At 58.1% G+C, this 26,031-nt stretch carries 21 protein-coding genes; 9 read left to right on the forward strand and 12 right to left on the reverse strand.

Annotated features, from left to right (window positions below; genetic code table 11):
- Nucleotides 1–230: 230 nt before the first annotated feature.
- On the forward strand, nucleotides 231–779 hold the full coding sequence (locus ABJM11_RS03500) for a zinc ribbon-containing protein (protein ID WP_348295782.1): 549 nt from the start codon (nucleotides 231–233) through the stop codon (nucleotides 777–779).
- A gap of 177 nt (nucleotides 780–956) precedes the next feature.
- On the opposite strand, the gene lnt is transcribed toward ABJM11_RS03500, so the two are convergent.
- The 5 genes from lnt to miaB form a co-directional block, all read right to left on the reverse strand.
- Nucleotides 957–2,507 (reverse strand): apolipoprotein N-acyltransferase, encoded by a 1,551-nt coding sequence (gene lnt / locus ABJM11_RS03505; protein WP_348295781.1) that lies wholly within the window; start codon nucleotides 2,505–2,507, stop codon nucleotides 957–959.
- Complete coding sequence (locus tag ABJM11_RS03510) at nucleotides 2,497–3,345, reverse strand: transporter associated domain-containing protein (protein WP_348295780.1); 849 nt, start codon at nucleotides 3,343–3,345, stop codon at nucleotides 2,497–2,499. Before ABJM11_RS03510 ends, lnt begins: the two co-directional genes overlap by 11 nt.
- Entirely contained in the window at nucleotides 3,342–3,815 is a 474-nt protein-coding gene (gene ybeY / locus ABJM11_RS03515) for an rRNA maturation RNase YbeY (protein WP_348295779.1), read from the reverse strand. Before ybeY ends, ABJM11_RS03510 begins: the two co-directional genes overlap by 4 nt.
- Nucleotides 3,812–4,795: a PhoH family protein gene (locus ABJM11_RS03520; protein ID WP_348295778.1), complete on the reverse strand. Its 984-nt coding sequence runs from the start codon at nucleotides 4,793–4,795 to the stop codon at nucleotides 3,812–3,814. Before ABJM11_RS03520 ends, ybeY begins: the two co-directional genes overlap by 4 nt.
- Before the next feature lie 208 nt (nucleotides 4,796–5,003).
- Nucleotides 5,004–6,350, reverse strand: coding sequence for a tRNA (N6-isopentenyl adenosine(37)-C2)-methylthiotransferase MiaB (gene miaB / locus ABJM11_RS03525; RefSeq protein ID WP_348295777.1), 1,347 nt, complete (start codon nucleotides 6,348–6,350; stop codon nucleotides 5,004–5,006).
- Between the two features lie 203 nt (nucleotides 6,351–6,553).
- On the opposite strand from miaB, the gene trmH reads away from it, so the two are divergent.
- The gene (trmH, locus tag ABJM11_RS03530; RefSeq protein WP_348295776.1) at nucleotides 6,554–7,321 is read left to right on the forward strand and encodes a tRNA (guanosine(18)-2'-O)-methyltransferase TrmH; all 768 of its coding nucleotides are present in this window, start codon (nucleotides 6,554–6,556) and stop codon (nucleotides 7,319–7,321) included.
- On the opposite strand, the gene ABJM11_RS03535 is transcribed toward trmH, so the two are convergent.
- From ABJM11_RS03535 to ABJM11_RS03550, 4 genes are all read right to left on the reverse strand, one after another.
- Nucleotides 7,297–8,313: a nucleoid-associated protein gene (locus ABJM11_RS03535; protein WP_348295775.1), complete on the reverse strand. Its 1,017-nt coding sequence runs from the start codon at nucleotides 8,311–8,313 to the stop codon at nucleotides 7,297–7,299. The genes trmH and ABJM11_RS03535 overlap by 25 nt on opposite strands.
- A gap of 297 nt (nucleotides 8,314–8,610) precedes the next feature.
- A complete protein-coding gene (gene cysN, locus ABJM11_RS03540; protein ID WP_348295774.1) occupies nucleotides 8,611–10,269 on the reverse strand; it encodes a sulfate adenylyltransferase subunit CysN in 1,659 nt (552 codons plus the stop codon).
- A 1-nt stretch (nucleotide 10,270) separates the two neighbouring features.
- Nucleotides 10,271–11,179 carry a sulfate adenylyltransferase subunit CysD gene (gene cysD, locus ABJM11_RS03545; protein ID WP_348295773.1) on the reverse strand — a complete coding sequence of 303 codons (909 nt, stop codon included), beginning with the start codon at nucleotides 11,177–11,179 and terminating at the stop codon, nucleotides 10,271–10,273.
- 166 nt (nucleotides 11,180–11,345) lie between these two features.
- Nucleotides 11,346–11,750, reverse strand: coding sequence for a PilZ domain-containing protein (locus ABJM11_RS03550; protein WP_348295772.1), 405 nt, complete (start codon nucleotides 11,748–11,750; stop codon nucleotides 11,346–11,348).
- A gap of 400 nt (nucleotides 11,751–12,150) precedes the next feature.
- Here ABJM11_RS03550 and rimO point away from each other — a divergent pair, with 400 nt between their 5' ends.
- Nucleotides 12,151–13,491, forward strand: coding sequence for a 30S ribosomal protein S12 methylthiotransferase RimO (gene rimO, locus ABJM11_RS03555; RefSeq protein WP_348295771.1), 1,341 nt, complete (start codon nucleotides 12,151–12,153; stop codon nucleotides 13,489–13,491).
- Between the two features lie 458 nt (nucleotides 13,492–13,949).
- Here rimO and gatB read toward each other — a convergent pair whose 3' ends face one another.
- The 3 genes from gatB to gatC are packed head-to-tail and all read right to left on the reverse strand — an operon-like array spanning nucleotide 13,950 to nucleotide 17,226.
- The gene (gene gatB / locus ABJM11_RS03560; protein WP_348295770.1) at nucleotides 13,950–15,401 is read right to left on the reverse strand and encodes an Asp-tRNA(Asn)/Glu-tRNA(Gln) amidotransferase subunit GatB; all 1,452 of its coding nucleotides are present in this window, start codon (nucleotides 15,399–15,401) and stop codon (nucleotides 13,950–13,952) included.
- 32 nt (nucleotides 15,402–15,433) lie between these two features.
- Complete coding sequence (gene gatA / locus ABJM11_RS03565) at nucleotides 15,434–16,891, reverse strand: Asp-tRNA(Asn)/Glu-tRNA(Gln) amidotransferase subunit GatA (RefSeq protein WP_348295769.1); 1,458 nt, start codon at nucleotides 16,889–16,891, stop codon at nucleotides 15,434–15,436.
- 47 nt (nucleotides 16,892–16,938) lie between these two features.
- Nucleotides 16,939–17,226: an Asp-tRNA(Asn)/Glu-tRNA(Gln) amidotransferase subunit GatC gene (gene gatC, locus ABJM11_RS03570; RefSeq protein ID WP_348295768.1), complete on the reverse strand. Its 288-nt coding sequence runs from the start codon at nucleotides 17,224–17,226 to the stop codon at nucleotides 16,939–16,941.
- 375 nt (nucleotides 17,227–17,601) lie between these two features.
- Between gatC and ABJM11_RS03575 the strand changes: the two genes are divergently transcribed.
- From ABJM11_RS03575 to ABJM11_RS03600, 6 genes are all read left to right on the forward strand, one after another.
- Nucleotides 17,602–18,642: a rod shape-determining protein gene (locus ABJM11_RS03575; RefSeq protein ID WP_348295847.1), complete on the forward strand. Its 1,041-nt coding sequence runs from the start codon at nucleotides 17,602–17,604 to the stop codon at nucleotides 18,640–18,642.
- 93 nt (nucleotides 18,643–18,735) lie between these two features.
- Nucleotides 18,736–19,650: a rod shape-determining protein MreC gene (gene mreC / locus ABJM11_RS03580; RefSeq protein ID WP_348295767.1), complete on the forward strand. Its 915-nt coding sequence runs from the start codon at nucleotides 18,736–18,738 to the stop codon at nucleotides 19,648–19,650.
- Nucleotides 19,650–20,126, forward strand: coding sequence for a rod shape-determining protein MreD (mreD, locus tag ABJM11_RS03585; protein ID WP_348295766.1), 477 nt, complete (start codon nucleotides 19,650–19,652; stop codon nucleotides 20,124–20,126). Before mreC ends, mreD begins: the two co-directional genes overlap by 1 nt.
- An 18-nt stretch (nucleotides 20,127–20,144) precedes the next feature.
- The gene (locus ABJM11_RS03590; protein WP_348295765.1) at nucleotides 20,145–20,750 is read left to right on the forward strand and encodes a Maf family protein; all 606 of its coding nucleotides are present in this window, start codon (nucleotides 20,145–20,147) and stop codon (nucleotides 20,748–20,750) included.
- Nucleotides 20,743–22,224, forward strand: coding sequence for a ribonuclease G (gene rng, locus ABJM11_RS03595; protein ID WP_348295764.1), 1,482 nt, complete (start codon nucleotides 20,743–20,745; stop codon nucleotides 22,222–22,224). Before ABJM11_RS03590 ends, rng begins: the two co-directional genes overlap by 8 nt.
- A 43-nt stretch (nucleotides 22,225–22,267) precedes the next feature.
- On the forward strand, nucleotides 22,268–26,014 hold the full coding sequence (locus ABJM11_RS03600) for an AsmA-like C-terminal region-containing protein (protein ID WP_348295763.1): 3,747 nt from the start codon (nucleotides 22,268–22,270) through the stop codon (nucleotides 26,012–26,014).
- Nucleotides 26,015–26,031 lie beyond the last annotated feature (17 nt).

Raw genomic sequence — 26,031 nt, forward strand, 5'->3', positions numbered from 1 at the left:
ACATCCATGTTTTTGACATCCCTGGACAGCCCTACCCGCTCTGCCCCGGACCTTGGGAGTCAGGCCAGCAGGCAACTGCCAAGGTCTGGTGCCGGGGTGTGGGTGGCCTTTGCGGGACTGTCTGCAGCAGGGATGCTGCAGTCAAGCTTATATGGACGTATTTACAGCGTGTCCCGCAAAGGCCACCCACAGCGCGGCGCTGCACCTGTAACCCGGTAAAAGGAGTTGTCATGACCGAACCAGAACGCAATCACCTCTCAGGCAAAGCCCTTGCGGCCTACGACCGCATGCTGGAACGGGTCCAGTCCCGGCTCAGTGAAATGCAGGAAACCACCCGAGATACCCTGCAAGAGGAAATCGAACGGGCGGTGGAGTTTGAATACGAACTCGAAGACATGACCCGGGAGGAAGCGGACCTTCTGGGCGCCTACCTGCAGCGGGACCTTGAACACCTGCTGCACTTTGTAGAGGAAACCGGCGAAGGCGTGAAGGAATGGTTGCAACTGGATATCTCGCTGCTGGAGCACCAACTGGCGGATATGCTGTTCTCGGTGGCGGACAAGACAAAGCTCGACACGCTTGAACTGAATCAGAAGCTCGAAAAGCATGCACCAAGCCAGTACATCAGTGGCGAAGTGGCAACGGCCGGCATGTTCAAATGCCTCAACTGCGGCCACATGCGCTGCCTGACCGCGACCAGCCATCTGCAACCCTGCGATGCCTGTGGCTCCCATTACTACGAACGCGTAACCAGCCGCTGGCCCCGGAAATCTGAATAGATGTAGGCCGGATTACGACTTCGTCTAATTCAACCTACGGAAGTTAACGCCAGAGCCAGACCGGCCATGGGGTGGGGGACCCTTTTCTGCCAGAAAAAGGTGTCCGAGCGAAGCGAGTTCTTTTTCCAAAGAAAAGGGTCCCCCACCCCGTGGCCAGGCACTAAAGCTCAAGGCTACTCAGCTCTTGGGAATTACCCGCACCCGCACAAACACGATAAGAATTGCAGCCAGCGTCAGCACCGGCCAGGAACCGGTCTGCATGTAGGGAGTGCTGCCTTGCGCTGAATAGACTTCACCGGTAAGCACGGCGCGTTCAAACTGCGGAATGGTCTCTGCGAGCTGACCCTTGTGGTCGATAATGGCCGTTACCCCATTATTAGTGCCACGCAGCATGTACCTCCCGGTTTCCAGCGCCCGCATGCGGGCGATCTGCAGATGCTGCAACGGGCCGATGGAGTCGCCGAACCAGCCGTCATTGCTGATGGTAAGCAACAGGCCGGCGTTGCCGGCGTTGCGGGCCACGAAGTCCGGATAGGCAACCTCATAGCAGATGAACGGCATGATATTTGTGCCATTGGCATCAAGAGGAGCCTGGTCTGAAGGCCCCCGGCTGAAGCTGGACATGGGCAGGTCAAAGAAACCGATCAGCCCGCGCAGCCACTGCTGAAGAGGAACGTACTCACCGAAAGGCACCAGCTTCTGTTTGTGGTAGATGCCGCCGCCATTGCCGATGGCCATGATGCTGTTGTGAAAGGTGAAGTCTTCAATGCGGTCACTGAAGCCATACCAGGGAATTCCGGTAATCAGCGTACTGTGTTCCCCCAACGCTTCACCGATGTGATCAATGACCTTTCCGGCCTGGTCCTGGGGGATGGGGATGGCAGTTTCCGGCCACAGGATGAGGTCCGTGTCCCAGTGACCTTCCGTCAGTTCCAGGTAAGCCACGATCTGATCCCGCAGGAAATCCGGGTCCCACTTGATCTGCTGGGGAATATTGCCCTGCATCGACGCGAAGGTGGTGGGTTCGTCGTCAAGTGTGGTCCATTGCACTGTCGACAAAGCCGGCCCGGTAATCCAGGGGACCAGCGCCAGAACGACGACGATGCCGGCACTGGCGTAGCGTGTATTTCTGGCCAACCACCAGCAGGCGATGAGCGCACACCCGCTAACTGTCACCAGGAACGTCACACCATGAACGCCCAGCAGTGGGGCAAAACCGCCCAGAGGGCCATCTACGTGAGCAGTGCCCAGGTACAACCAGGGAAAGCCGGTCATCAACCAGCCCCGGACCCAATCTGCCAAAATCCACACCGCCGGAAACAGGAGCAGGCGCCTTAGAGTGCTGTCTTTGGCCAGTTTGCCCCAGCCCCAGAAGGCCAGACCGTGGAACAGAGCGAGGCCTGCCACGAAAATAACCGTAAGAATAACGGCCAGCGGGACCGAGGTGTTGCCGTGCTCGCTGATGCTGATGTAGACCCAACTCGCGCCAGAGCCGAATAATCCCAGCCCTGCGAGCCAGCCGGCCCGGAAAAGCTTCTGAGAGGCGAGCGGCAGGCAGCAGAGGAGAATCAGCGCAACGGAAACCGGCCCCAGCCACCACCAGTTAAACGGTGAGAACGTCAGGGTCTGCAGGGCACCGGCGACCAGAAGTGCCACGGTGCGAAGCCAGGGTTGTTCAGAAAGCGGTGATTTCAGCACGGGAGTTTGGGGTGTTGTGTTACTGTTCATCACCACGCGTCACCTGCAACAGACGGATGACACGGTTATCGGCGTTGGCTATGGTGAATTGCAGCCCGCCAAATTCCACTGACTCGCCCCGTCTGGGCAGGTGGCCGAACTCCTTGAGCACAACACCACCGATGGTGTCGAACTCTTCCTCGTCCAGTTCGGTTTCAAAAAATTCGTTGAAGTCGTCCACCGGCGTTACGGCCTTGACGGCGTATGTGCCGTCACCGCGGGCCTTGATGTGGGTTTCTTCGTCGAAGTCGTGTTCGTCCTCAATCTCGCCCACAATCTGTTCGAGCACGTCCTCGATGGTGATCAGGCCGGCGGTACCGCCGTACTCATCCACCACGATGGCCATGTGATTGCGGGTTTCCTTGAATTCTTTCAGCAACTGGTTAAGGCGTTTGCTTTCCGGCACGAAGGTGGGCGGGCGCAGGATCTCGCGGACGTGATTCCAGTTGAGGTCATTGTTCAGGGCCAGGGGAAGCAGGTCCTTGGCAAGCAGAACGCCAATCACGTCGTCCTGGCTGTCGCCGATGACGGGAAAGCGGCTGTGGGCAGAAGAAATGATTTCACCCAGAAATTCTTTGGGCTCCTGGGAGGCCTTGACGGTGACCATCTGGGAGCGGGGAATCATGATCTCATCCACCCGCATATCGATCACCTGCATGGCGCCTTCGATGATGCTCATGGCATCGGTATCGATGATGCTCTGGGACTCGGCGTCCCGCAGTATTTCCAGCACGTCCTCGACGGACTCAGGCCCGCTGGAGAAGGCCTGTGATATACGCTCCAGCCAGGACTTGCTGCCCTGACTGCGACTCGACTGATCGTCGTTCATGAGTCTGTTTCCGTTTCCTCTGTCTCGTAAGGATTGCTGAACCCGAGTTGCCCTAGCAACCGGATCTCGAGGGCTTCCATGACCTCGGCATCATTATCGTCAATATGGTCGTGGCCCTGAAGGTGCAACATGCCATGCACCACCATATGGGCCCAGTGCTGTTCCAGTGTTTTCTGCTGCTCGGCCGCTTCTTTTTCAACGACCGGGGCGCAGATAATCAGATCACCGGCCAACGGGACTGTTATACCGGCTGGCGCTTCAAATGGGAAGGACAGGACATTGGTTGGTCCCGATTTCCCGCGATACTGGCTGTTCAGTTCGGCGCTTTCATCGCTGGCAACGATACGGATCGTCACCTCTGACGGATCCTCGCCCAGCCATGCTGCCTTTGCCCAGCGCTCGAAGTCGGTGTCCGCCGGGACACCCGGTGCTTCAAGAGTCCGCTGCAAATCTACCGTCAGTTCACTCACTGGCCTGTGGCGCTCCCGTCGTCCAGAGAATCATAGGCCTCAACAATCCGCTGTACCAGCGGGTGACGGACCACGTCCCGGGCCTCGAAACGGGTGAAACCGATACCGGATACCTTGCTCAGCACGCCGGCCGCATGGATAAGGCCGGAGTTCTGGCCCCGGGGCAGATCCACCTGGGTGGTATCCCCGGTAATCACGGCAGTAGAACCGAAGCCGATCCGCGTCAGGAACATCTTCATCTGCTCCCGGGTGGTATTCTGGCTTTCATCCAGAATGATAAAGGAGTTATTGAGCGTACGGCCTCGCATAAAGGCCAGCGGCGCAATCTCTATCACACTCTTTTCGATCAGCCGGGTGACATGATCGAAACCCAGCATTTCGTAAAGTGCGTCATAGAGAGGACGAAGATAGGGGTCCACCTTCTGGGCGAGGTCGCCCGGAAGGAAACCGAGTTTTTCGCCGGCCTCCACCGCAGGCCTGACCAGCAGGATGCGCTTCACTTGCTCGTCTTTCAGCGCCTCAACTGCGCAGGCCACCGCCAGCCAGGTCTTGCCGGTACCGGCCGGCCCAATGCCGAAGTTCACATCGTGGGTGCGGATGTTGTGTACGTACTTCTGCTGGTTCTCGCCCCGGGGCTTGGCCTGCAGTTTCGGGGTTTTGATAATCGTAACCGCGCCGTTGTAGGGCACATCCTCCGCCAGACGCTCAAACCCCGTCTCGCGGATAAAGAGGTGCACCATGTCCGGTGAGATATCGTCGTTGGCCTCGGTTTCCCGATACAGGTGCCGGATAACCTCGGTGGCTGCGGCCACATGTTCGGTTTCACCTTCCACCCGGAAATGATGGCCCCGGCGGCCGATCTTCACGTTCATACGCCGCTCGATGTGCTTCAGGTGCTCATCAAACTGGCCACAAAGCGTGGTCAGCCGGTGCTGATCTACCGGGTGAAGGTCGAATTGTCTGTGATCGTTGGCGTTCAAAAGTGCTCCGTTTGTTTACTCCCGTGGATTCAGGGAGTGGGTATACCATGATTTGTGCTAACGGGCGCTGGCCGGAGGGCCTTTCCAAAAAACGCCCGTAAATACGTCCATGTAGGGCTCGGTCGCGCCATCCCTGGCGCTCCACGTTTCTGGAAAGGCCTACCCACCACTCGCCATGCACCAAAGCCCAGACGAATAGGGCCCAGCCCTAAAACATCTCCGAACTAACAGGCAAGCCCCGCAAAGAGTTAGGCAGGGCCTCCCGAATCTCCACATCAATAAAGTGCCCGACCACCTCCGGATTTTCATGCCGGAAGTTCACAATACGGTTGTTCTCGGTACGGCCCGCGTATTCACCTGGGTCCTTCTTGGACAGGCCGGTGACCAGGATCCGCTGCGTCGTGCCCACCATCTTGCGGCTGATGTCCATCACGTTCTGGTTCAGCCGGTCCTGCAGAATACTCAGGCGCTGCTTCTTTACCTCCAACGGTGTGTCATCTGGCAGGTCCGCAGCCGGGGTACCTGGACGGGCACTGTAGATAAAGCTGAATGACATATCGAAGCCGATATCATTAATCAGCTTCATGGTGTCCTCAAAGTCCTTCTCGGTTTCGCCCGGGAAGCCAATGATAAAGTCCGAGGAGAAGCTGATATCCGGGCGAATCTTGCGCAGGCGGCGGAGTTTGGATTTGTACTCCAGTGCCGTATGGCCACGTTTCATGGCTGCCAGGATGCGGTCCGACCCGCTCTGGACCGGCAGGTGGAGGTGGCTGACCAGTTCCGGCACCTGTTCATAGGCCTCAATAAGCGAATCCGAGAACTCCACCGGGTGCGAGGTGGTGTAACGGATACGGTCGATACCGTCTATGGTGGCAATCAGCGTCACCAGTTCTGCCATGTCCATCACGTCGCCATCGTGGGTTTCGCCACGGTAAGCGTTCACGTTCTGGCCCAGCAGGTTAACCTCGCGCACGCCCTGACTGGCCAGGTGCGCCACTTCGGCAATGACGTCGTCCACCGGTCGGCTGACTTCCTCGCCGCGGGTGTAGGGCACCACGCAGAAGGTGCAGTATTTGCTGCAGCCTTCCATGATGGAAACAAACGCAGAGGGGCCGTCGGCGCCCGGGTCGGGCAGGTTGTCGAACTTTTCGATTTCCGGGAAGGTAACGTCTACCACGCCCACGCCATTACCCTTGGCACGCACTTCGGTAATCATGTCCGGCAGACGGTGCAAGGTCTGGGGGCCGAAGACCATGTCCACATAGGGAGCCCGGTCGATGATGGCCTGGCCTTCCTGGCTGGCCACGCAACCGCCGACACCGATAATCAGGTCCGGTTTGCTGTTTTTCAGTTTTTTCCAGCGACCCAGCTGGTGGAACACCTTTTCCTGGGCTTTTTCCCGGATGGAGCAGGTGTTCAGCAGCAGGATGTCGGCATCGTCCGGCGAGTCGGTCATCTCGACAGCTTCGCCAGTCTTCAGCAGGTCTGCCATTCTGGATGAATCGTACTCGTTCATCTGGCAGCCATGGGTCTTGATGTACAGCTTCTTGGCCATGTTTCTCAACGCGGTTGGTGTATGGTTTGCGCCGGAGGGTAAGGTGTGGCGCGATAAAAAGTTAGCTGGACATTATAACGGGGTGATCAATCTGCAACCACCTCTGTCTCGGGAATCCTCTAAATTGGCTGTGGTATTATTGGCTTTTTTGGAGCACCCAACCACTTCCGCAACTGATGTGCCAAACCTGAACCTATATAACCATGACCCCTGAACGCCTGGCCCGAATCAAACAAACCCTGAACACCCGCCAACCCGACCTCAGCGTCCTCACCGACCAGGTCCACAAACCCCGCAACCTGTCGGCGATCATCCGCTCCTGCGACGCCTTCGGCCTCGCCAACATGCACGTGGTCTGGCCACGGGAAGGCTTCCGCGCCTTCCGCAAAACCGCAGGCGGCAGCTACAACTGGGTCACCACCCACACTCACCCAACCATGGATGAGGCGGTGTCCGCACTGAAAGGGCAGGGGCACAAACTCTACGCCGCGCAGCTGTCAGAACGCGCAATCGACTACCGTGAAGCAGATTTCACAGTGCCCTGCACAGTGATCATGGGTAACGAAGTGGACGGCGTCAGCGACAGCGCCGCCGAACAAGCCGACGAGCACATCGTGATTCCCATGATGGGCATGGTGGAGTCCCTGAACGTATCCTCCGCCTGCGCCATCATCCTGGCCGAGGCACAGCGACAGCGAAAACTGGCAGGGTTATTCGATTATCGGCGACTGCCGGATGACGAGTACAACCGCCTGCTGTTCTGCTGGTGCCAGCCGGTGGTTAAACGTTACTGCGATGACCGCAAGCTGCCGTATCCGCCCATCGACCCGGAAACGGGCGAACTGGTAGATGGCGTAGGCTGGATGCAGGAAGTCCGGAAGCTGAGAGCCAACCGCCCCCGCCGCGGGACCAGCCCCACAACTATCAGGCTAGAGAGTAAGCAGCCTCAATCCTCACGGCCTTCCAAATAGCGTTGCAACTGCTCCCGCAAAGCCTTCGGCAACCGAGTGATGGTCAACGCATCGTTGTCACGGTCATAGTAAACCGCCTGATTAACCAGATCCGAAGAAAACGACACACTCATGCCACCACCAGAACCCGCAATCCGCACCAGTTTCTTCACCTTGCGATGATCCGGATGCAACACGCCGCTCTCCGGAAGCTCAGCCGTCTCACTGGCAAACTCCTTGAACCGCTGCGGCTGATCTTCATCCAGGTAACCGGACAGAGCCTCAATGGCCACCGGTTCACCCAACGCATGCTGCTCCTTCGAAAATTCATAGGCCCGCGCCCGAATCTTGCCGGCTTCCTCCGGTTCCGAAGACTTCGCAAACGCCTCCACCGCATCCATGAATGTCAGCGTCTCTTTCTCCACATCCACCTGATTGGTAAAGCCGCACAGCCGGATGAACAGATCGCCCCCTTCGCCGGAACCACGGGCGTGGACCAGCGTAAGATAGTTTTCACCGGCACTCTCACCCAGCCAGTCGTCCAGCTCAATCCGCACCGCCAGATTCAGCCGCGACAGGCTCAGTATATCGGTGGCGTCCAGAGTCTGCTGGGCGTCAAAGCGCATGGCACTATCGTTTTCGAGAATGAACAGGTATACCACCTCCGCATCCGCCAGGGCCTCATGAACAATCATCAGGTGGCCTTCAAACTCCTCCTGTGCGCTGTTCAGCAACTCCTGCCACTGGCCAAACAGACGGTCGGTCAGTGATGCAAAACTCTGGCGGTCCTCCCGGTAGTCCTTCAGCCAGCTACTGAACGGGCTTTCACCAATGTCCTCGGAAAAACGACCGTATTTCTTGCCCGGCTTACTGTTAAACAGACGCTTCATCTGCTTGTGAAGCGCCTCGTAGTCGCCACCCGGCTCGGCCAACGCCTCGCCGGGACGAACCCGCGCCGGTTGTCCGGGCTGATACTGGCTGGCGAAGAGGGTGCGGAGCTGTTTGATGGCCATGGGATTGTGGGGTCCTTGCTTGCTAAAACGTAAGAGGTTCTGAGGGTAAACCTTCAGGGAGGGGGATTGTAATGGATTTTTTGGAGGTTTTGGAAAGGATGAAATTCGGCAGTGTGCGGAACCGATTTGTCGGGGAAATTTTAAACCTGTCCGATCGGTTTGGGGGTGGGGTGCCTTTTCTGCCGGAAAAAGGTGTCTGAGCGCAGCGAGTTCTTTTTCCAAAGAAAAGGCACCCCACCCCCGAACCAGCCCCCAAGGTTTTAGACAAGGGGGCTATTTAAAGGCTGAACTATATGACTAAACTCGCTTGTGCCGCATCAGGTCCTGAACCAGCGTATTCACCGCCTCAGTAATTTCCTGATCGTCGTCCGCGGAAACAGCGGCCGAAGCCACGTCAGTTCCCAGGTTCACTGCAATCGCAATAAGGCCATGGGCACTGATTACCTGGGCCGCGCGGCGACGGTCATCGGCATTACCGGCGTTGTCCTCGCTGAGCACTACCGAGGTCTTGCCCTGATCAAACAGCGCGCGCTCAACCGCCAGGGCCAGCGCCGTCGCCTGTTTGCCATTACAGGCAATGATGGCAGGCTTCTGCGCCAGGCGACGCTCCCGCTCGTCGCTGGTGACCGGGTCCAGAGATTCGACGGTACCGGCCGTGCCGGCAATCATGCCCGCGCCGATGGTCACATTGGTCAGACGGTCAATCACAATAAAGCTGCCTGTAGCGTGATTGCGCGGGTATGGATCAAACGCAATGGGCTGGCTCAGGGTCAGCTCACACAGGCCGATTTCGTTCAGTTGCAGAGCAGAAGGATTGTCGTTCTGCTCCAGCGTATTAACGTCGGTCTGGTGGTGGATTTTCTTCACCGTGCCAGAGGTAAACGTGGGCCCGAGTTTGATGTCGTAAAGCCGGCCGGTTTCCAGCGGCCCGTCCGTCATCCACACAATATTGGCGGTGAAGCGGTTGTCCACTTCTGGCTCATCTTCGGCCTTCACCAGCATGTCGCCGCGGCTGATATCGATCTCATCAGTGAGAGTCAGCGTCACCGCCTGATCGATATAGGCTTCCTCCAGGTTGCCGTCAAACGTCACTACTTCCTTCACGGTACTGGTGCGTCGCGAGGGCAATGCCATTACCTTTTCACCGGGACGGATCACGCCGGAGGCGATGGTGCCGCAGAATCCCCGGAAGTTCAGGTTGGGGCGGGTGACGTATTGCACAGGGAAGCGGAAATGCTCCAGGTTCTTGTCATGGGAAACCTGGACCGTTTCCAGAATTTCCATCAACGGCTGACCGGTGAACCAGGGCGTGTGATCGCTCTTGTTGACGACATTGTCACCTTCCAGAGCGGAAATCGGTACAAAACGGATGTCTTTCAGACCCAGCTTGTTGGCGAACGCCAGGTAGTCGTCCTTGATTTCATTGAAGCGCTCTTCGCTGTAGTCCACCAGGTCCATCTTGTTGATGGCAACCACAATATGCCGAATGCCCAGCAGAGACGCGATGTAGGAATGGCGACGGGTCTGGGTCAGCACGCCGTGCCGCGCATCGATCATCAGGATCGCTACCTGTGCGGTTGAAGCACCAGTGGCCATGTTGCGGGTGTATTGTTCATGGCCCGGAGTATCGGCAATGATGAACTTGCGCTTGTCTGTAGAGAAATAGCGGTAGGCCACATCAATGGTGATGCCCTGTTCCCGCTCTGCCTGCAGGCCGTCCACCAGCAGGGCCAGGTCCAGTTTCTCACCGGTTGTGCCCATCTTGGCGCTGTCGGTTTTCAGGCTGGCCATGTGATCTTCATAGATCATCTTGGTGTCGTGGAGCAGGCGCCCGATCAGGGTGCTCTTGCCATCGTCGACACTGCCGCAGGTCAGCAGTCGCAACAGTTCCTTGTTTTCGTGTTGTTTCAGGTAGGCCTGAATATCTTCGGCGATCAGATCAGACTGGTGTGACATCTTAGAAGTATCCTTCCCGCTTTTTCTGTTCCATGGAGCCGGCAGAGTCGTGGTCAATCACGCGGCCCTGACGTTCGGAGCTGGTAGCCAGCAGCATTTCCTGGATGATCTCCGGCAGGGTATCTGCCTCGGATTCAATAGCGCCGGTCAGCGGGTAGCAGCCCAGGGTGCGGAAGCGGATGTACTTCATCATCGGCTTTTCACCTTCTTTCAGGGGCATGCGGTCGTCATCCACCATGATCAATGTGCCGTCCCGCTCTACCACCGGGCGCTTGGCAGCGTAATACAGGGGCACGATCTCGATGTTTTCCAGATAAATGTACTGCCAGATATCCAGCTCGGTCCAGTTGGACAGCGGGAATACGCGGATACTCTCGCCCTTGTTGATCTTGCCGTTGTAGATGTTCCACAACTCGGGGCGCTGATTTTTGGGGTCCCAGCGATGGTATTCATCGCGGAAGGAATACACGCGCTCTTTGGCGCGGGATTTCTCTTCGTCCCGGCGAGCGCCACCAAAGGCAGCATCGAACTTGTACTTGTCGAGGGCCTGCTTGAGCGCCTGGGTTTTCATGATATCCGTATGCTTGGCGCTACCGTGGGTAAACGGCCCTATACCCTGTTTGATACCGTCTTCGTTCTTGTGAACGATCAGGTCCAGCCCATACTCCTTTGCCTTGCGGTCCCGGAACTCAATCATTTCCCTGAATTTCCAGGTGGTGTCCACGTGCATCAGCGGAAAGGGTAACTTGCCCGGGTGAAAAGCCTTGCGGGCCAGATGTAGCATCACCGCAGAGTCCTTCCCGATGGAGTAGAGCATGACCGGGTTGTCGAATTCGGCAGCGACTTCCCGGATGATATGGATGCTTTCAGCTTCCAGCTGTTTGAGATGCGTCAGGTTGTAAGTGGTCATCGTATCCTGTTACCGCGTTTGCGTGCCTTATCAAGGCTGGGCGTGTGAGTTTCGCAATCATACCAGATCAGGCCGCGGCATAAGAAGACAGGCAACTAGAGTTTGCTGCTATAACAATATAGCGGCATAGCGGCTGGGCCGTATTAGTGACGGGGCGTTAATTTGCTCAGGGTAGGGAGGCGGCGAGCAACTTGCTGACGTAATTATCAACGTACTCGTACCCGTTGCCGTCGAACTCCGTGAACTGAATGCCAAGCTGAAACTGGTCGCGGGCAATGCGGCGCATATGGATGATGTTGCCGCTGGCAACCACTGAAACGGGCTGATGGGCAACCACGGGTACTGAAAAGGTGGCGGTGACAGAAATCCAGTTGCCGGGCGCGGGGGTTTTCTGGCCAGGAACCAGTTTCTTGACGCACTCCTGGTCACACAGGATCATGATCCCGGTTCGCGAAATATTGGAAACCTGACAGGTGAGGCAGCTGCCGTCGGATTTTTCAATTTTGACTTCGGTTGCAACATCAACGCGCTGCTGGTTACGAAGATTTGGCTTGGCGGCAACTGGTTTCATAGTGACTCTTCTGGCATCTCTGGTTTCAAAGGAGGCTGCCTTACCCATCGTTCAGTCCTTTTTATACTTGCTGTTGCGCTTTGTTTTATACGCAGGAAAATCCCGAAAATTGTCACAAACTCTTAACATGACGGAGGCGGGATAACGGCAAGCGCTTATTGTTTCGGTCTTAACTGCCTGAAAGTCTAGTTGTTTGTTTGGTGATCAGCAAGTTGCCTGTCGCTAAAGCTGTCAGATTTGTGAACTGAATATGAACATAGCGTCATTGATGTTGAGGCATGTCAATCAACAGCGGCCTGAATTCGCTCTTCGAGTTCACTGACGGCGGCACGCCCCCTGAGGTAAACTACGCGCCAACATTCACCGGGTGCCGACCGGGCGCCATGACTCCGTGCAGGTTATGACAGAAAAGACTCCTTCCGTTTCCCAGGGCGGCAAAGTAGGTATTATCAGCCTTGGCTGCCCCAAGGCCCTCGTGGATTCCGAGCGGATCCTTACCCAGTTGCGGCTGGACGGTTACGATGTGGTGCCTACCTACAACGATGCCGACATTGTTGTGGTTAATACCTGTGGCTTCATTGATGCCGCCAAACAGGAGTCCCTGGATGCCATCGGCGAGGCCATCAGTGAAAACGGTAAGGTGATCGTTACCGGTTGCATGGGTGTGGAAGCCGAGAAAATTCGCGACACTCATCCCGGGGTGCTTGCTGTCTCAGGCCCCCACGCTTACGAAGAGGTTGTCGGCGCTGTGCACCAGTTCGTGCCTCCGAAAAAGCAACACGACCCCTTCACGGATCTGGTTCCACCCCAGGGCATCAAGCTGACGCCCCGGCATTATGCCTACCTGAAGATCTCCGAAGGCTGCAATCACCGTTGCACATTCTGCATTATTCCGTCTATGCGAGGCGACCTGGTCAGCCGCCCAATTGGCGACGTGATGGACGAGGCCCAGCGGCTGGTGGACGCAGGTGTCAAAGAGCTTCTGGTGATCTCCCAGGACACATCGGCCTACGGCGTGGATACCCGATACCGCACCGGCTTCTGGCAGGGCCGGCCGTTAAAGACGAAAATGCAGTCGCTTTGTGAAGCGTTGGGCGAGTTGGGTGTGTGGGTGCGCCTGCATTATGTGTACCCGTATCCCCACGTGGACGACATTATCCCGCTGATGGCTGAAGGCAAGATACTCCCGTACCTGGATATTCCTTTCCAGCATGCCAGCCCGAAAGTCCTCAAGGCCATGAAGCGCCCGGCACACGACAGCAAGACCCTCGAGCGCATCCGTAAGTGGCGGGCGATCTGCCCGGAACTGACCATCCGTTCCACCTTTATTGTCGGCTTCCCTGGCGAGACCGAGGAAGACTTCCAGTACCTGCTGGATTGGCTGGATGAAGCACAGCTCGACCGGGTTGGTGCCTTCAAGTACAGCCCGGTGGAGGGTGCCAGAGCCAATGAGCTGGACGGTGCTGTGCCGGAAGAGGTAAAGGAAGAACGTCTGGCCCGCTTCATGGAAAAGCAGGCGGGGATTTCAGCTGCTCGTTTGCAGGCCAGAATTGGCAAGACGATCGATGTGCTGATCGATGAAGTCGACGAAGAGGGTGCCATCGGCCGCTCCAAGGCGGATGCGCCGGAGATCGATGGCATGGTCTACCTCAATGACGAAACCGACCTGATCCCCGGGCAGATCGTTCAGGCCGTGGTTGAGCATGCGGATGAGCATGATCTTTGGGGGCGGCTGGTTTGATTGGCCTCGGGTTCCGGCCCTAGCCTGGGTATTGCGGAGGAAGGCGTTGGCGGATGCCCCCTCCCAAAAAACGCTACAAGCCCATCCATGGGCGCTTGGGCTCCGCCATCCCTGGCTCCGGACATTTTTGGGAGGGGGCATCCGCCAACGCCGTCTATCTCCGGGATAGCGCCAAAGCGTAGGTCGGATTAGGCAAAGCCGTAATCCGACAAATGGCGTCGATCGTTTTCACAGTGTCGGATTACGCTTCGCTAATCCGACTTACGACTCCCAAGCCAGACAGGCGCGTGGCAGGGAAGGGCTTCCAAAAATGTGCGGAGCCAGGGATGGCGGAGCTCAAGCGTCACATGGATGTGCCGAAGGAGCGTGTTTTGGAAGCCCTTCCCTGCCATGTGCCGTAAACTCCGGAGGGCCCAGGCTAGGGCCACAGCTACATGCCACGACCCAGCGCCAAAGGGCTATCCCCTAAGCTTCTTAACCAGAATTTCGTTAAACAGCTTAGGATTCCCCTGACCTTTGGAGGCCTTCATCAGCGGCCCCATAAATCCGCCGAGCATCTTCTTCTGCTTCTTGGGGTCGGACTCCTGCTGGTACTGGGCAACCTGGTCCGGCATGGAGGCCAGAACCTCGTCCACCATCTTCTCCAGCTCACCCGTATCAGACACCTGCTTCAGGCCCTTGGCATCGATGATGGCATCCACATTGTCGTTTTCTCCGGTCCACAAGGCTTCAAACACCTTCTTGGCGCCTGCTGAAGAAATCGTGTTATCGGCAATGCGAACCACCAGGTCGCCCAGTTGGGCGCCGGAGATTGGCGACTCGGCGACGGATTTTTCCTCCGCATTCAGGCGCGCGGAAAACTCGCCCTGGACCCAGTTGGAGGCCAGCTTTGCATCCTTTCCACGCTCGGCGGCGGCTTCGAAGAAGGCGGCCAGTTTCGAGTCGCCAGCCAGCAGTCCCGCGTCATAGTCGTTCAGGCCGTACTGGTCCCTGAAGCGGGCCTTGCGGGCGTCTGGCAGCTCGGGAAGGCTGTTGCGGGCTTCGTCGATGAAAGCATCGTCGATTTCCACCGGCAGCAGGTCCGGGCAGGGGAAGTAACGGTAGTCGTTGGCTTCTTCCTTGGTGCGCATGGAGCGTGACTCGTCACGGTCGCCGTTGTACAGGCGGGTTTCCTGCACGATGGTGCCGCCATCTTCCAGGATATCCATCTGTCGCTCTACTTCATGGGCAATCGCCTGTTCCATGAAGCGGAAGGAGTTCAGGTTCTTGGTTTCTGTGCGGGTACCCAGGGTGTCGGAACCCCTGGGTTTCAGCGAGATGTTCACGTCAAACCGCATGGAGCCCTGGGACATATCGCCGTCACAGATACCCAGCGAGGTCACAATGCCGTGGAGCTTTCTGGCAAAGGCAACCGCTTCCTCGGCGTTGGTCATGTCCGGTTCGGTTACCACCTCTATCAGCGGCGTGCCGGCCCGGTTCAGGTCAATGCCGGTCATGCCATGAAAGTCTTCATGAAGAGATTTGCCGGCGTCCTCTTCCAGGTGGGCGTGATGAATGCGTACGCGTTTGGTCTCTCCGTTGGCAAGATCAATGTCCACATAGCCGGGGCCCACAATTGGTCGCTCCAGTTGGGTGGTCTGGTAGCCCTTGGGCAGGTCCGGGTAGAAGTAGTTCTTGCGCTCGAACACCGAGCGGCGTTCAATTTCGGCGTTCACTGCCAGGCCGAACATGACCGCATAACGGAACGCCTGCTCATTCGGGACGGGCAGGGTGCCCGGCATTGCCAGGTCAACGGCATTGGCCTGGGTGTTGGGCTCGGCCCCATAGGCGGTGCTGGAGCCTGAAAAAATCTTGGTTCTAGTGGCGAGCTGAACGTGAATTTCCAGCCCGATCACAATGTCCCACTGCATAGTCGCTCTCCTGTTTCTGGCCTGTTCCGGGCTTATTGCGGTTCACGCTGGTGCCAGTCGGTCACCTGCTGGTATTGATGAGCGGCGTTCAGCAGGCGCGCCTCAGAGAAGTAATCTCCGATAATCTGCAGGCCAACGGGCAAGCCGTCCACAAATCCCGCCGGCACCGACATGGCCGGAATGCCTGCCAGGTTGATCGCGACGGTAAACACATCCTCCAGGTACATTGTGACCGGATCGTTGGATTTCTCGCCCTGGACGAAAGCCGGGGAGGGTGTGGTCGGGCTCATCAGCACGTCCACTTCCCGGAAGGCGTCAATGAAATCCTGCTGGATCAGCCTGCGCACTTTCTGGGCTTTCAGGTAGTAAGCGTCAAAATAACCGGCTGACAAGGCATAGGTGCCTACCAGAATGCGGCGCTTCACCTCAGCACCAAAGCCTTCTGCCCGGGTGCGGGTGTACATGTCCATCAGATCTTTCGGATCGTCGCAGCGGTAGCCATAACGGGCACCGTCGAAACGGGAGAGGTTGGCGGAAGCCTCTGCCGGCGCAATAACATAATACGCTGCAATCGCCAGGTCAGCGTGCGGCAGGGACACCTCGTTGACAGTGGCGCCAAGCTTCTCATATTCGCCAATGGCGGCACGAACCTGCTCTTCCATGGCCGGGTTGAGGTTGCCGGAAAAGTATTCCTTTGGCAGGCCAATGCGCAAGCCCTTCAACGGCTCGTTCAGCGTGGCTGTGTAGTCGGGTACGTTCTGGTCAATGGAAGTGGAGTCCCTGGGATCAAACCCGGCCATCACGTTCAGCATCAGCGCATTATCCTCAGCACTGCGGGCAATGGTGCCGCCCTGGTCGAGGCTGGAGGCAAACGCAATCATTCCATACCGGGAGACCCGGCCATAGGTTGGCTTCAGGCCGGTCACGCCACACAGCGCGGCCGGCTGGCGGATCGATCCGCCGGTATCCGTGGCCGTTGCCGCTGGTACCAGCCGCGCCGCAACGGCCGCGGCCGAGCCACCGGATGAACCGCCCGGCACACGCTTCTCGCCCTGGCTCAGGCCCCAGGGATTGGTGGTGGCACCGAAATAGCTGGACTCGGTCGAAGACCCCATGGCGAATTCGTCCATGTTGGTCTTGCCCAGGCACACCGCCCCCGCCCTGCGGAAGTTCTCCGTAACGGTGGCATCGTAGGGCGGCACAAAATTCGCGAGCATCTTCGACCCACAGGTCGTCGCCACACCGTTGGTGCAGAAAATGTCCTTATGGGCAAATGGCACGCCGGTCCAGGGCGTGGCCTTGCCTGCCGCCCGCTGCTCGTCCGCAGCATGGGCATCCGCGAGGGCCTGTTCTTCGGTAATGGAAATAAAGCTGTTGAGCTGCTCGTCTTCTTTCTTGAGACGGCCCAGATATTCCCGGGTTAGCTCAACACTGGAAATCTTGCCGCTTTCCAGTTCACGGGAGAGTTCTGCTACGGATTTGTTATGCATGATGAATCCTGAAATCGCTGGTCGTCAGATCGCTCAGTACCTTTTATCTACTCAATGACGCGCGGCACGAGATAAAGGCCATTCTCGGTAGCCGGGGCAATAGCCTGAAAAGCTTCGCGCTGATTGGTTTCGGTTACCTTATCCGGACGCAGGCGCTGAACGGCATTCAGCGGATGGGCCATAGGCTCCACGGAATCGGTATCAGCGGCACTCAACTGATCCACCAGATCCAGAATGTTGCCCAGATCCTTCTCCAGCGCCGAAACCTGCTCGTCATCCACCCGAATGCGGGCGAGTACAGCGACTTTTTCAATGTCGTCACGGGAAATGGTCACATTGCCTCCCAGGTTTAACTTCGTGAAATGTCTTTAATGATACGGTTTTCAGAGAGCGCTGCTCACTTGTCCGGGGGTGTTCGTCAGGCAGGTTCCAAAACTGTGCGGAGCCAGGGATGGCGGAGCTCAAGCGCCACAGGGATGTGCTTGAGCGTGTTTTGGAACCTGCCTGACGAACGGCCCTTCACCGCAGCCAAACAAATAAAAGCGCTATAGTAACAGATTCGAACAATCGCGGGAGGGGCCAAAACAAAGGGGGGAAGAGTGAAAGCCCCCGCGGGAGGCCCGATGGTGCCTTGCCTGCGGGGGTGCTCGCTGCTAAAGTTGCCGCATCATTTTTGCGACTGCAACTCTCAGGTTGAAACTACACGAATGTTGATCAAAAGACTCCGAGGTTTATTTTCCAGCGACCTGTCCATCGACCTGGGCACCGCCAACACCCTTATATACGTGCGCGATCGCGGCATCGTACTCAACGAGCCATCCGTTGTGGCTATCCGCACCCATGGATCCCAGAAAATGGTTGCAGCCGTTGGCGCCGAAGCCAAGCGCATGCTGGGCCGCACGCCAGGCAACATCACCGCCATCCGCCCGATGAAAGACGGGGTGATTGCAGATTTCGTGGTTACCGAGAAAATGCTCCAGCACTTCATTCACAAAGTGCATGAGAACAGCTTTATCACACCCAGCCCCCGGGTACTGGTCTGCGTGCCCAGCAAATCCACCCAGGTTGAGCGTAAGGCCATCCGCGAGTCCGCCCTGGGTGCTGGTGCACGGGAAGTGTTCCTGATTGAAGAACCCATGGCTGCAGCCATCGGTGCCGGCCTGCCGGTCGAAGAAGCCAGCGGCTCCATGATTGTGGATATCGGCGGCGGTACCACCGAAATCGCCATTATTTCCCTGAATGGTATTGTCTACGCCGAGTCCGTACGCACGGGCGGCGACAAGTTCGATGAAGCCATCGTTACCTATGTGCGCCGCAACTACGGCAGCCTGATCGGGGATTCCACCGCCGAGCGCATCAAACACGAAATCGGCTGCGCCTACGAAGGTCTGGATATTCGCGAAATCGACGTTCGTGGTCGCAACCTGGCCGAGGGCGTACCCCGGGCCTTTACCCTTAACAGTGAGGAAATTCTCGACGCCCTTCAGGAATCCCTGGCGCAGATTGTCCAGACCGTGAAGAGCGCCCTTGAGCAGTCACCACCGGAACTGGCGTCTGACATCGCCGAGCGGGGGATTGTGCTGACCGGCGGCGGTGCGCTGCTGCGGGGCCTGGATAAGCTGATCAGCGAGGAAACCGGCCTGCCGGTGATCATTGCCGAAGATCCACTCACCTGTGTCGCCCGTGGTGGCGGCAAGGCGCTGGAAGTGATTGACCGTGGTGGAATCGGAATGTTCTCCCAGGAGGGCTGACCTTGACCCCGGCTTTACGCCCCGACATTGCCTCAACCCGGCCGCCGCTCGTGAAACCTCACGGCGGCGGTTGTCGTATGGACACCTGCCGGGATGGCGGGAGGGTGCGCCATTAAAACCATCTTTGTACAGGGCCCTGTCCCCGGCTTCAGACTGGTGCTGGTTATTGTGCTGTCGGCGGTGCTCATTGTGGCTGACGGCCGCTTCGACCAGTTCACGCCGGTCCGCAGCGCCATTGGCACGGGCCTGGCGCCGATTCACTGGCTGGGTAATGCGCCTTCGGAGCTGAGTGGCTGGTTTGCCAGCCTGTTTACCTCCAAGGAAGACCTTCAGGCAGAGAACGAGGAGCTCCGTGCACGCCTGCTGATCCTGGAGCGCCGCGCCCTGAAATACGCCGCTCTGGCTTCCGAGAACAATGAACTGCGTCGGTTGATGAATTCCTCGGAAGTACTGGATGACCGCGTTATTGTTGGCGAAGTGGTGGCGGTTTCTCCCGACCCGTTTTCCCATGAGGTGGTGATCAACAAGGGCAGCCGCGACGGTGTCGAGGTGGGCCAGGCAATTCTGGATGCCAATGGACTGATGGGGCAGGTTCAGCAAACCAGCAGTTTTACGTCCCGGGTGTTGCTGGTGTCGGATAGCAGCCATGCCGTGCCGGTTGAGGTCGTTCGCAACGGCTTGCGGGCGATACTCCTGGGCAATGGCGATACCAGCGCCCTGGAACTGGTACATGTACCGGACACGGCGGATATCCGCGAGGGCGACTTGCTGGTCAGTTCTGGCCTTGGGGGCCGCTTTCCCAAGGGCTATCCGGTGGCAGAGGTGAACAGGATTACCAAAGAGCCGGGCGAACCTTTTGTGAAAATCGAAGCGACGCCGCTGGCGGAACTGAACAAGAGCCGGCTGCTGCTGGTTGTGTTCTCCCCGGAACAGGAGGCCACTGGCGAAGCCGGGGACACAGCGCCGGCCACCGAGTCGGCCAGCGCAGATCAGGGCGAGGTACGCTGATGCTGTCCGTTATCAGTTATCCCGTTTTTGCCGTCAGCATTGTGCTGTCCCTGGTACTCAGCAGTTCCCTGTTCCCGGTGGGTTGGTTTGAGTTCCGGCCGGAATGGCTGGGCTTGATGGTATTTTACTGGACCTTCCGTGCGCCGGCGCAGTTCGGCATTCTGCTGGCCTGGTGCCTGGGGCTGTTGCTGGATGTTCTGGAGGCCACTCCGCTGGGTGTCAATGCGCTGGCGATGGGGGTGATCGCGTTTCTGGTACTGACCATTCACCAGCGTCTGCGCATGTATCCCATGCCCCAGCAGTGCCTCATGGTATTCCTGCTGCTGGGTATCAACCAGATGCTGGTGCATTTTATCAAGCAGACCCTGGGCGCAGACGACTCCGGTTTCAGCTACCTCTGGCCGGCGCTGACCAGCGCCATCGTCTGGCCCTTCATTTGTGTTCTGCTGGACAATCTCAACCGGAAACTCGGATAGAGGGGGCTCGGGCGTTTCATGGAATCTATTGTTCTGGCGTCTGCCTCACCGCGACGAGCCGAACTGCTGAGGCAGATCGGGCTATGCTTCAAGATTCGACCGGCCGATATTGATGAGACTCCGGGTGCTGGTGAGTCGGCACTTCATTACGTGGAGCGGCTGGCCCGGGAGAAAGCGCTGGCGATTCAGGCGAAGGAGCCGAACAGCATTGTGATTGGCTCAGACACCTCCGTCGTTCTTGCTGGCCGGATACTCGGCAAACCACGGCACGGTCAGGACGCGGCAGACATGCTCAGGCAACTGTCCGGCACTACCCATCAGGTAATGACAGCCGTTGCCATTGCCAGCAAGAAAACCTGTGAGTCTCTGGTTGCGGTGACCGATGTTCGTTTTCGTCGGCTATCGCACGAGGAGATAGACGCCTATGTGGCAAGCGATGAGCCGATGGACAAGGCGGGCGGCTATGGTATTCAGGGGCGGGGTGGTATTTTTGTAGAAGAACTTCGGGGCAGCTACAGTGCCGTGGTCGGTCTGCCCCTGCAGGAAACCGCAGAATTACTTGCCGGCGCCGGATGCCCGGTCTGGGAAACCTGGAACAGCAGGCAGGAGAGCCGCAATGAGTGAAGAAATACTGATCAACGTTACGCCGGTGGAAACCCGGGTGGCTCTCGTGGAGAACGGCATGCTCCAGGAAGCCTACATTGAGCGTACCAGCCGCAAGGGAATTGTCGGCAATATCTACAAGGGCAAAGTGGTTCGGGTGCTGCCCGGTATGGAGGCGGCCTTCGTGGATATTGGTCTTGAGCGGGCCGCATTCATTCATGCATCCGATGTGGTGCCCGTTCAGCAACCGCCGAATGAACCCGCCGATACCCCGAAAACCGTCCCCGATATCCGCACCCTGTTACGGGAGGGCCAGTCACTGGTCGTCCAGGTCACCAAAGACCCCATCGGTACCAAGGGGGCGCGGTTGACAACCCAACTGTCCATTCCTTCCCGCTACCTGGTGTTTATGCCCGGGGTCAGTCATGTGGGCATTTCCCAGCGGATCGAAGATGAAAATGAGCGGGCACGGCTGAAAACGCTGGTGGAAGAGGGGGCGGCTGCTGACGCTGAGGTAAGCGGCGGCTACATAATTCGCACGGCCGCGGAGGCCGCCTCGGCGGAAGACCTTCTCGGCGATATGACGTACCTGCATCGCCTGAACCAGGCTATCGAAGAGCGCATAACCCGCTGTGAGGCGCCAACGGCGGTCTATCAGGATCTGCCACTGTTTATCCGCACCATTCGTGATCTGATTCGCCCCCAGACCGAGAAAGTTCGTATCGACAGCCGCGAGAGCCACCAGCGCGTCATGGAGTTTGTGAATGAGTTCGTAACCGAGTTTTCCGACAAGGTCGAGTACTATCCGGGCGAACGGCCCATCTTCGACCTCTACTCCGTTGAGGATGAAATCCAGAAAGCCCTCAGCCGCAAGGTCCAGCTGAAGTCGGGTGGGTACGTGATCATTGATCAGACCGAAGCAATGACCACCATCGACATCAACACCGGCGCGTTTGTGGGTCACCGCAACCTTGAGGAAACCATCTTCAAGACCAATCTGGAAGCGGCCCGTGCTATCAGCCGTCAGCTGCGCCTGCGTAACCTTGGCGGCATTATCATTATCGATTTCATCGACATGGATGATGCCGAGCACCAGCGCCAGGTGCATCGCATGCTCGAAAAGATGCTGGAGCGGGATCATGCGAAAACCAAGATAACCGGCGTTTCCGAGCTGGGGCTGGTGGAAATGACCCGCAAGCGCACTACCGAAAGCCTAGGCCAGATACTCTGTGAACCCTGCCCGATCTGTGACGGCCGTGGCTTCCTGAAGACCAGCGAGACCGTTTGTTATGAGGTCTTCCGGGAAATCTTGCGGGTAAACCGTGCCTACGACGCAGAAAGCTATCTTGTCATGGCTTCACAGAGTGTGGTGGACCGCCTGCTGGATGAGGAATCCGACAACGTAGCGGATCTTGAGACGTTCATCAGTAAAACCATTCGTTTTCAGGTTGAGCCCTTCTACAGTCAGGAGCAGTATGATGTGGTGCTGCTGTAACGCCGGAACGGCAGGTATTCACTAGGCGTGGCGGTTACCCCTGATGGCATCCAGTGTTGCTGATCAAGAAAACAGACATGTAGTTGTCCGGTTACTGTCACGCCTTGCCAGTCTGATCTGGTGGCTGTTGCTGGCAGTCATCATCCTGCTGGCACTGTATGCCGGGATTGGCCGCCAACTCACCCAGAACATCGACGATTACCGCACTGATATCGAGCAGGTGTTGTCGTCGAAGCTTGGCCAGGACATTCGCATTGGCTCACTGTCGTCAAGCTGGAACTGGCTGAATCCTACCATTATTGCCCGCGAAATCCGGGTACTGTCTGATGGCGAAGGCAACGATGTGGCGGGTTCACTGCAGAGCGTTCGCATCGGCCTGGACTTCCTCGCATCACTGAGCCGCCTGCGTATCGTGTTTGCCAACTTCGAAGCCGACGGGCTCAAGCTGACGATCAACCAGACCCGGCGCGGGGAGGTGACGGTGGAAGGTGTCGATATCCCCGGGCCCGTGGCTAATGACATTGAACACTGGCTTGACCTTGCCGGGGCCTGGCTTTCCGACCCCTCCGTAAAAATCACCCGCTTTGACCTCGGCGTGCGGGACAACAATGACCAGCTGCGTCATGTGGAAATACCCCAGCTCGATCTGGTTTATCAGCGTGGCCTTTTTCACGCATCCGGGCGCGCCATGAGCCCTGGTACCACCGAGCAGTTGGCCAGTTTCGGATTGGTTGGACGGCACTTTTTCCGCGGCGATTTTACCGGCCAGGTGTACGCCGATATCAATTCCGGGCGGCTGTTCGACGGACTGGTTGAAGAATACGGCTGGCGAGATATCCGTGTGGAAGGATTTGATCTCGGCGGCCAGGTATGGATGACCTTTCGTGACGGCCTGATGGAGCAGGTCAGCGGAAAAGTGGCAACGCCTTACTTGCAGATCGGCGCCGGCAGCGAATCCCTGGCACCGCTCCAGGACATCAGCGCAAGGTTCGGGTGGCGACGACAGGATGCATCTGGCGGCCCGCCATCAGAACTGGCTGATCAACCCTGGTTCACTACCGGTGAATTTCATCTCAAGGAACTTCAATGGGAGTGGAATGGCGATTCGGTTCCGCCTTTCAGCGTCCGCTTCCGCCATGATGAAGCCGGCCCGCGAATCATTGCCGACGACCTGTCGCTACAACCCCTCCGGCGTCTGGTAACCAGCCTTGGCGTGCTGCCGGACAACGCCACGCGCGCGCTCGAACACTACCGGCCGGCCGGCAAGCTGAACCAGTTGGTGCTCAACCTGTCCTCTGACGGAGGGGAAGCGTTCGAGCTGACGGCTCTGATGGACGATATTGGCATCCAGGCCTATGGCGGTGCGCCGGGTGTGTCGGGCCTGAACGGTAACCTGGTCATGACTGAGCAAGGTGGCCATGTAGAGGCCCGGAGCGATGAGCTGACACTGGGCTTCCCGGACCTGTTCCGGGGTGCGTGGAATCTGCGGGACCTTCGGGCCGGCGTGGCCTGGCGCCTCGAGGGTGACATTATCCGGGTCTATTCCGATGATATCGGGATGACCTATGGCGATGATACGGAGCTGGAAGGCGCGTTCGATTTGCGGATGGACCGCCAGGGCGAAGACAATCTCGGCCTCAGGGTCGGCGTTCAGAACGGAACCGCCGGGATGCTTGGGGATTTTGTGCCGGTCAAAGCCGTGGCCCCCGGGCTGTATGAGTGGCTGACAACGGCGATCAAGGAAGTCGAGGTCACCAGCGGGGAGTATTTCGGCCATGGACTGATCAATCGTGACGCCCCACCGGGCTCCTTTGTGTCATCAATGGTTTACCATTTCCAGAACGGGACGGTACGTTATGACGAACGCTGGCCAGAGGTCACCGACGCTTCTGGCACCGTTTACGTTCAGAATGGCCGTACGCGGGTTGACTTGGAGTCCGGTCGCACGGGCGGGCTCGATCTTGAGCCGGGGCAGGTGAGAGTGGAGCCCGAGGGCAGCAATGTCCGGGTCACAGTGGAGGCCGCCGCGCCGGTGGCAGGAGAGGCGGTGGCTTACTGGATGGAGAGCAGTCCGTTGGGTGAGATGGCCGGAGAGGCTGGTAGTAGCATCCGCCTCGAAGGCAACTATCATCTTGGCCTGGAGCTTGGCCTGCTGCTGGATTCAGACACACCACCTGACATAAATGCCACGGTACGGGCCGATGCCGGCACGCTGACATACGCCCCGGCAGACCTTCAATGGACACAAATCAACGGCGAGTTAAGCTTCAGTTCGGGGGATGGTTTTTCTGATACGCCGGTAGAGGCGCTTTTCCTGGGAGCTCCCGTCACCGTGCGGTTGCGCCGGGCCGAGACCGGAGAAGCGCTCAATATCCGTCAGTATGGTCGTCTCGACATCACCAGTCTGTTGGCCCGGACCGCTTTGCCGGAGGGAACAGGGCTGGGGTTGAGTGGCGACATGGGCTACCTGGCGACAGTGGACATCTCGCCGGGGGAATCAACCGACATCCGGCTGTATTCGGATCTGACCGGGCTTGAGGTCAGTTGGCCGGAGCCATTGGCAAAGAAGGCGGACGAAGAGGCGCCCCTGAGCGCGCGAATAGAGCCGCGGGATGACGCCGGGATAAACGTCTATGTCGACTGGCCGGACCGATTGAACCTGGATCTGATGTGGCAGACCGATCATCTGGAGCTGGTTTTCAACACCCTGTTTCTGGGTGACCGTCAGTTGACCGGTGTTGACGTTTCTGCGCAGCGGATCAACAGGCAGTGGTCGGTTGAGGCGGAGTCCGAGTGGCTTTCCGGGGGCGTGTACTGGCCTTCGGATGACGGCCCGGTCGTTGTCGACCTGGAGCGGCTGAAGCTGGCCCGGGGCAACACCGATAGTGAGCAAGATGTGCCTTTACTGCCCGAGCCCGAAGAACAGATCCGTGCCTTCCGGGAGCTAGGCATGGAGAACTGGCCGGATATCGACCTCCGTATCTCAAATCTCCAGCTCGACGATGATGACGCCGGTACCTGGTCCCTGAGGATTCTCCCGGAAGCCTCGCGATTACGGGTGCAGGATATCAACGGCACGCTCAAGTCGCTGACCCTTGGGGGGGAGCTGACCTGGAGTATTGCCGGTGATCGGGAAACCACGCGGTTCGTGGGTGACATTACCGGGGACTCCCTTGCGGACCTGGGGAATCTGTTTGGCACCGAGATTCCGTTTCGTAGCGAAAGTACCGCCGTGAATCTGGATATTGACTGGCCGGGGCGTCCCAATGACTTTGACGTATCGGGGCTGAGCGGGACAGTGAGTGTACGCTTTGACGACGGCGTCATTCTCGAGAGCAACAACACGGCCCAGCTGTTCCGGGTATTCAATCTGCTCAACTCCGACACGTTATGGCGTCGGCTGCAGCTGGACTTTTCGGATCTGTACGAAGCCGGTGTGGCTTTTGATGCCATATCAGGCAAAGCGACCATGATTAATGGCCTGCTGACGCTGGATCCGGAGCTCCAGGTGGTTGGCCCCTCCGGTGCTTTCAAGCTTACCGGCACAAGTAACATGGTGGATGAAACCCTGGACATGAGAATGGTGGTGGTTCTGCCCCTGACCCAGAACCTGCCCCTGGCGGCACTGCTGATGGGAGCGGGTGCGCCTATCGGGGGTGCGCTGTTTGTTCTGGACAAAGTGTTGGGTGATCCATTGAGTAAACTGACCAGTGCAACCTATAGTGTGAGTGGCAGCTGGGACGAACCGGAGGTTCGGCTCAGGCGGGTGTTTGATACCGGCGAGGAATGATTCTATCGGGAGGACAG

It is taken from the genome of Marinobacter sp., from assembly GCF_039977835.1.
Taxonomy (GTDB): Bacteria; Pseudomonadota; Gammaproteobacteria; order Pseudomonadales; family Oleiphilaceae; genus Marinobacter.

Bases quoted from the DNA above. Each gene is read 5' to 3' on its own strand.
- ABJM11_RS03500 (WP_348295782.1), top strand. From the start codon at position 231: ATGACCGAACCAGAACGCAATCACCTCTCAGGCAAAGCCCTTGCGGCC.
- lnt (WP_348295781.1), bottom strand. From the start codon at position 2,507: ATGAACAGTAACACAACACCCCAAACTCCCGTGCTGAAATCACCGCTT.
- ABJM11_RS03510 (WP_348295780.1), bottom strand. From the start codon at position 3,345: ATGAACGACGATCAGTCGAGTCGCAGTCAGGGCAGCAAGTCCTGGCTG.
- miaB (WP_348295777.1), bottom strand. From the start codon at position 6,350: ATGGCCAAGAAGCTGTACATCAAGACCCATGGCTGCCAGATGAACGAG.
- trmH (WP_348295776.1), top strand. From the start codon at position 6,554: ATGACCCCTGAACGCCTGGCCCGAATCAAACAAACCCTGAACACCCGC.
- ABJM11_RS03535 (WP_348295775.1), bottom strand. From the start codon at position 8,313: ATGGCCATCAAACAGCTCCGCACCCTCTTCGCCAGCCAGTATCAGCCC.
- cysN (WP_348295774.1), bottom strand. From the start codon at position 10,269: ATGTCACACCAGTCTGATCTGATCGCCGAAGATATTCAGGCCTACCTG.
- cysD (WP_348295773.1), bottom strand. From the start codon at position 11,179: ATGACCACTTACAACCTGACGCATCTCAAACAGCTGGAAGCTGAAAGC.
- ABJM11_RS03550 (WP_348295772.1), bottom strand. From the start codon at position 11,750: ATGAAACCAGTTGCCGCCAAGCCAAATCTTCGTAACCAGCAGCGCGTT.
- rimO (WP_348295771.1), top strand. From the start codon at position 12,151: ATGACAGAAAAGACTCCTTCCGTTTCCCAGGGCGGCAAAGTAGGTATT.
- gatB (WP_348295770.1), bottom strand. From the start codon at position 15,401: ATGCAGTGGGACATTGTGATCGGGCTGGAAATTCACGTTCAGCTCGCC.
- gatA (WP_348295769.1), bottom strand. From the start codon at position 16,891: ATGCATAACAAATCCGTAGCAGAACTCTCCCGTGAACTGGAAAGCGGC.
- mreC (WP_348295767.1), top strand. From the start codon at position 18,736: ATGGCGGGAGGGTGCGCCATTAAAACCATCTTTGTACAGGGCCCTGTC.
- mreD (WP_348295766.1), top strand. From the start codon at position 19,650: ATGCTGTCCGTTATCAGTTATCCCGTTTTTGCCGTCAGCATTGTGCTG.
- ABJM11_RS03590 (WP_348295765.1), top strand. From the start codon at position 20,145: ATGGAATCTATTGTTCTGGCGTCTGCCTCACCGCGACGAGCCGAACTG.
- rng (WP_348295764.1), top strand. From the start codon at position 20,743: ATGAGTGAAGAAATACTGATCAACGTTACGCCGGTGGAAACCCGGGTG.
- ABJM11_RS03600 (WP_348295763.1), top strand. From the start codon at position 22,268: ATGGCATCCAGTGTTGCTGATCAAGAAAACAGACATGTAGTTGTCCGG.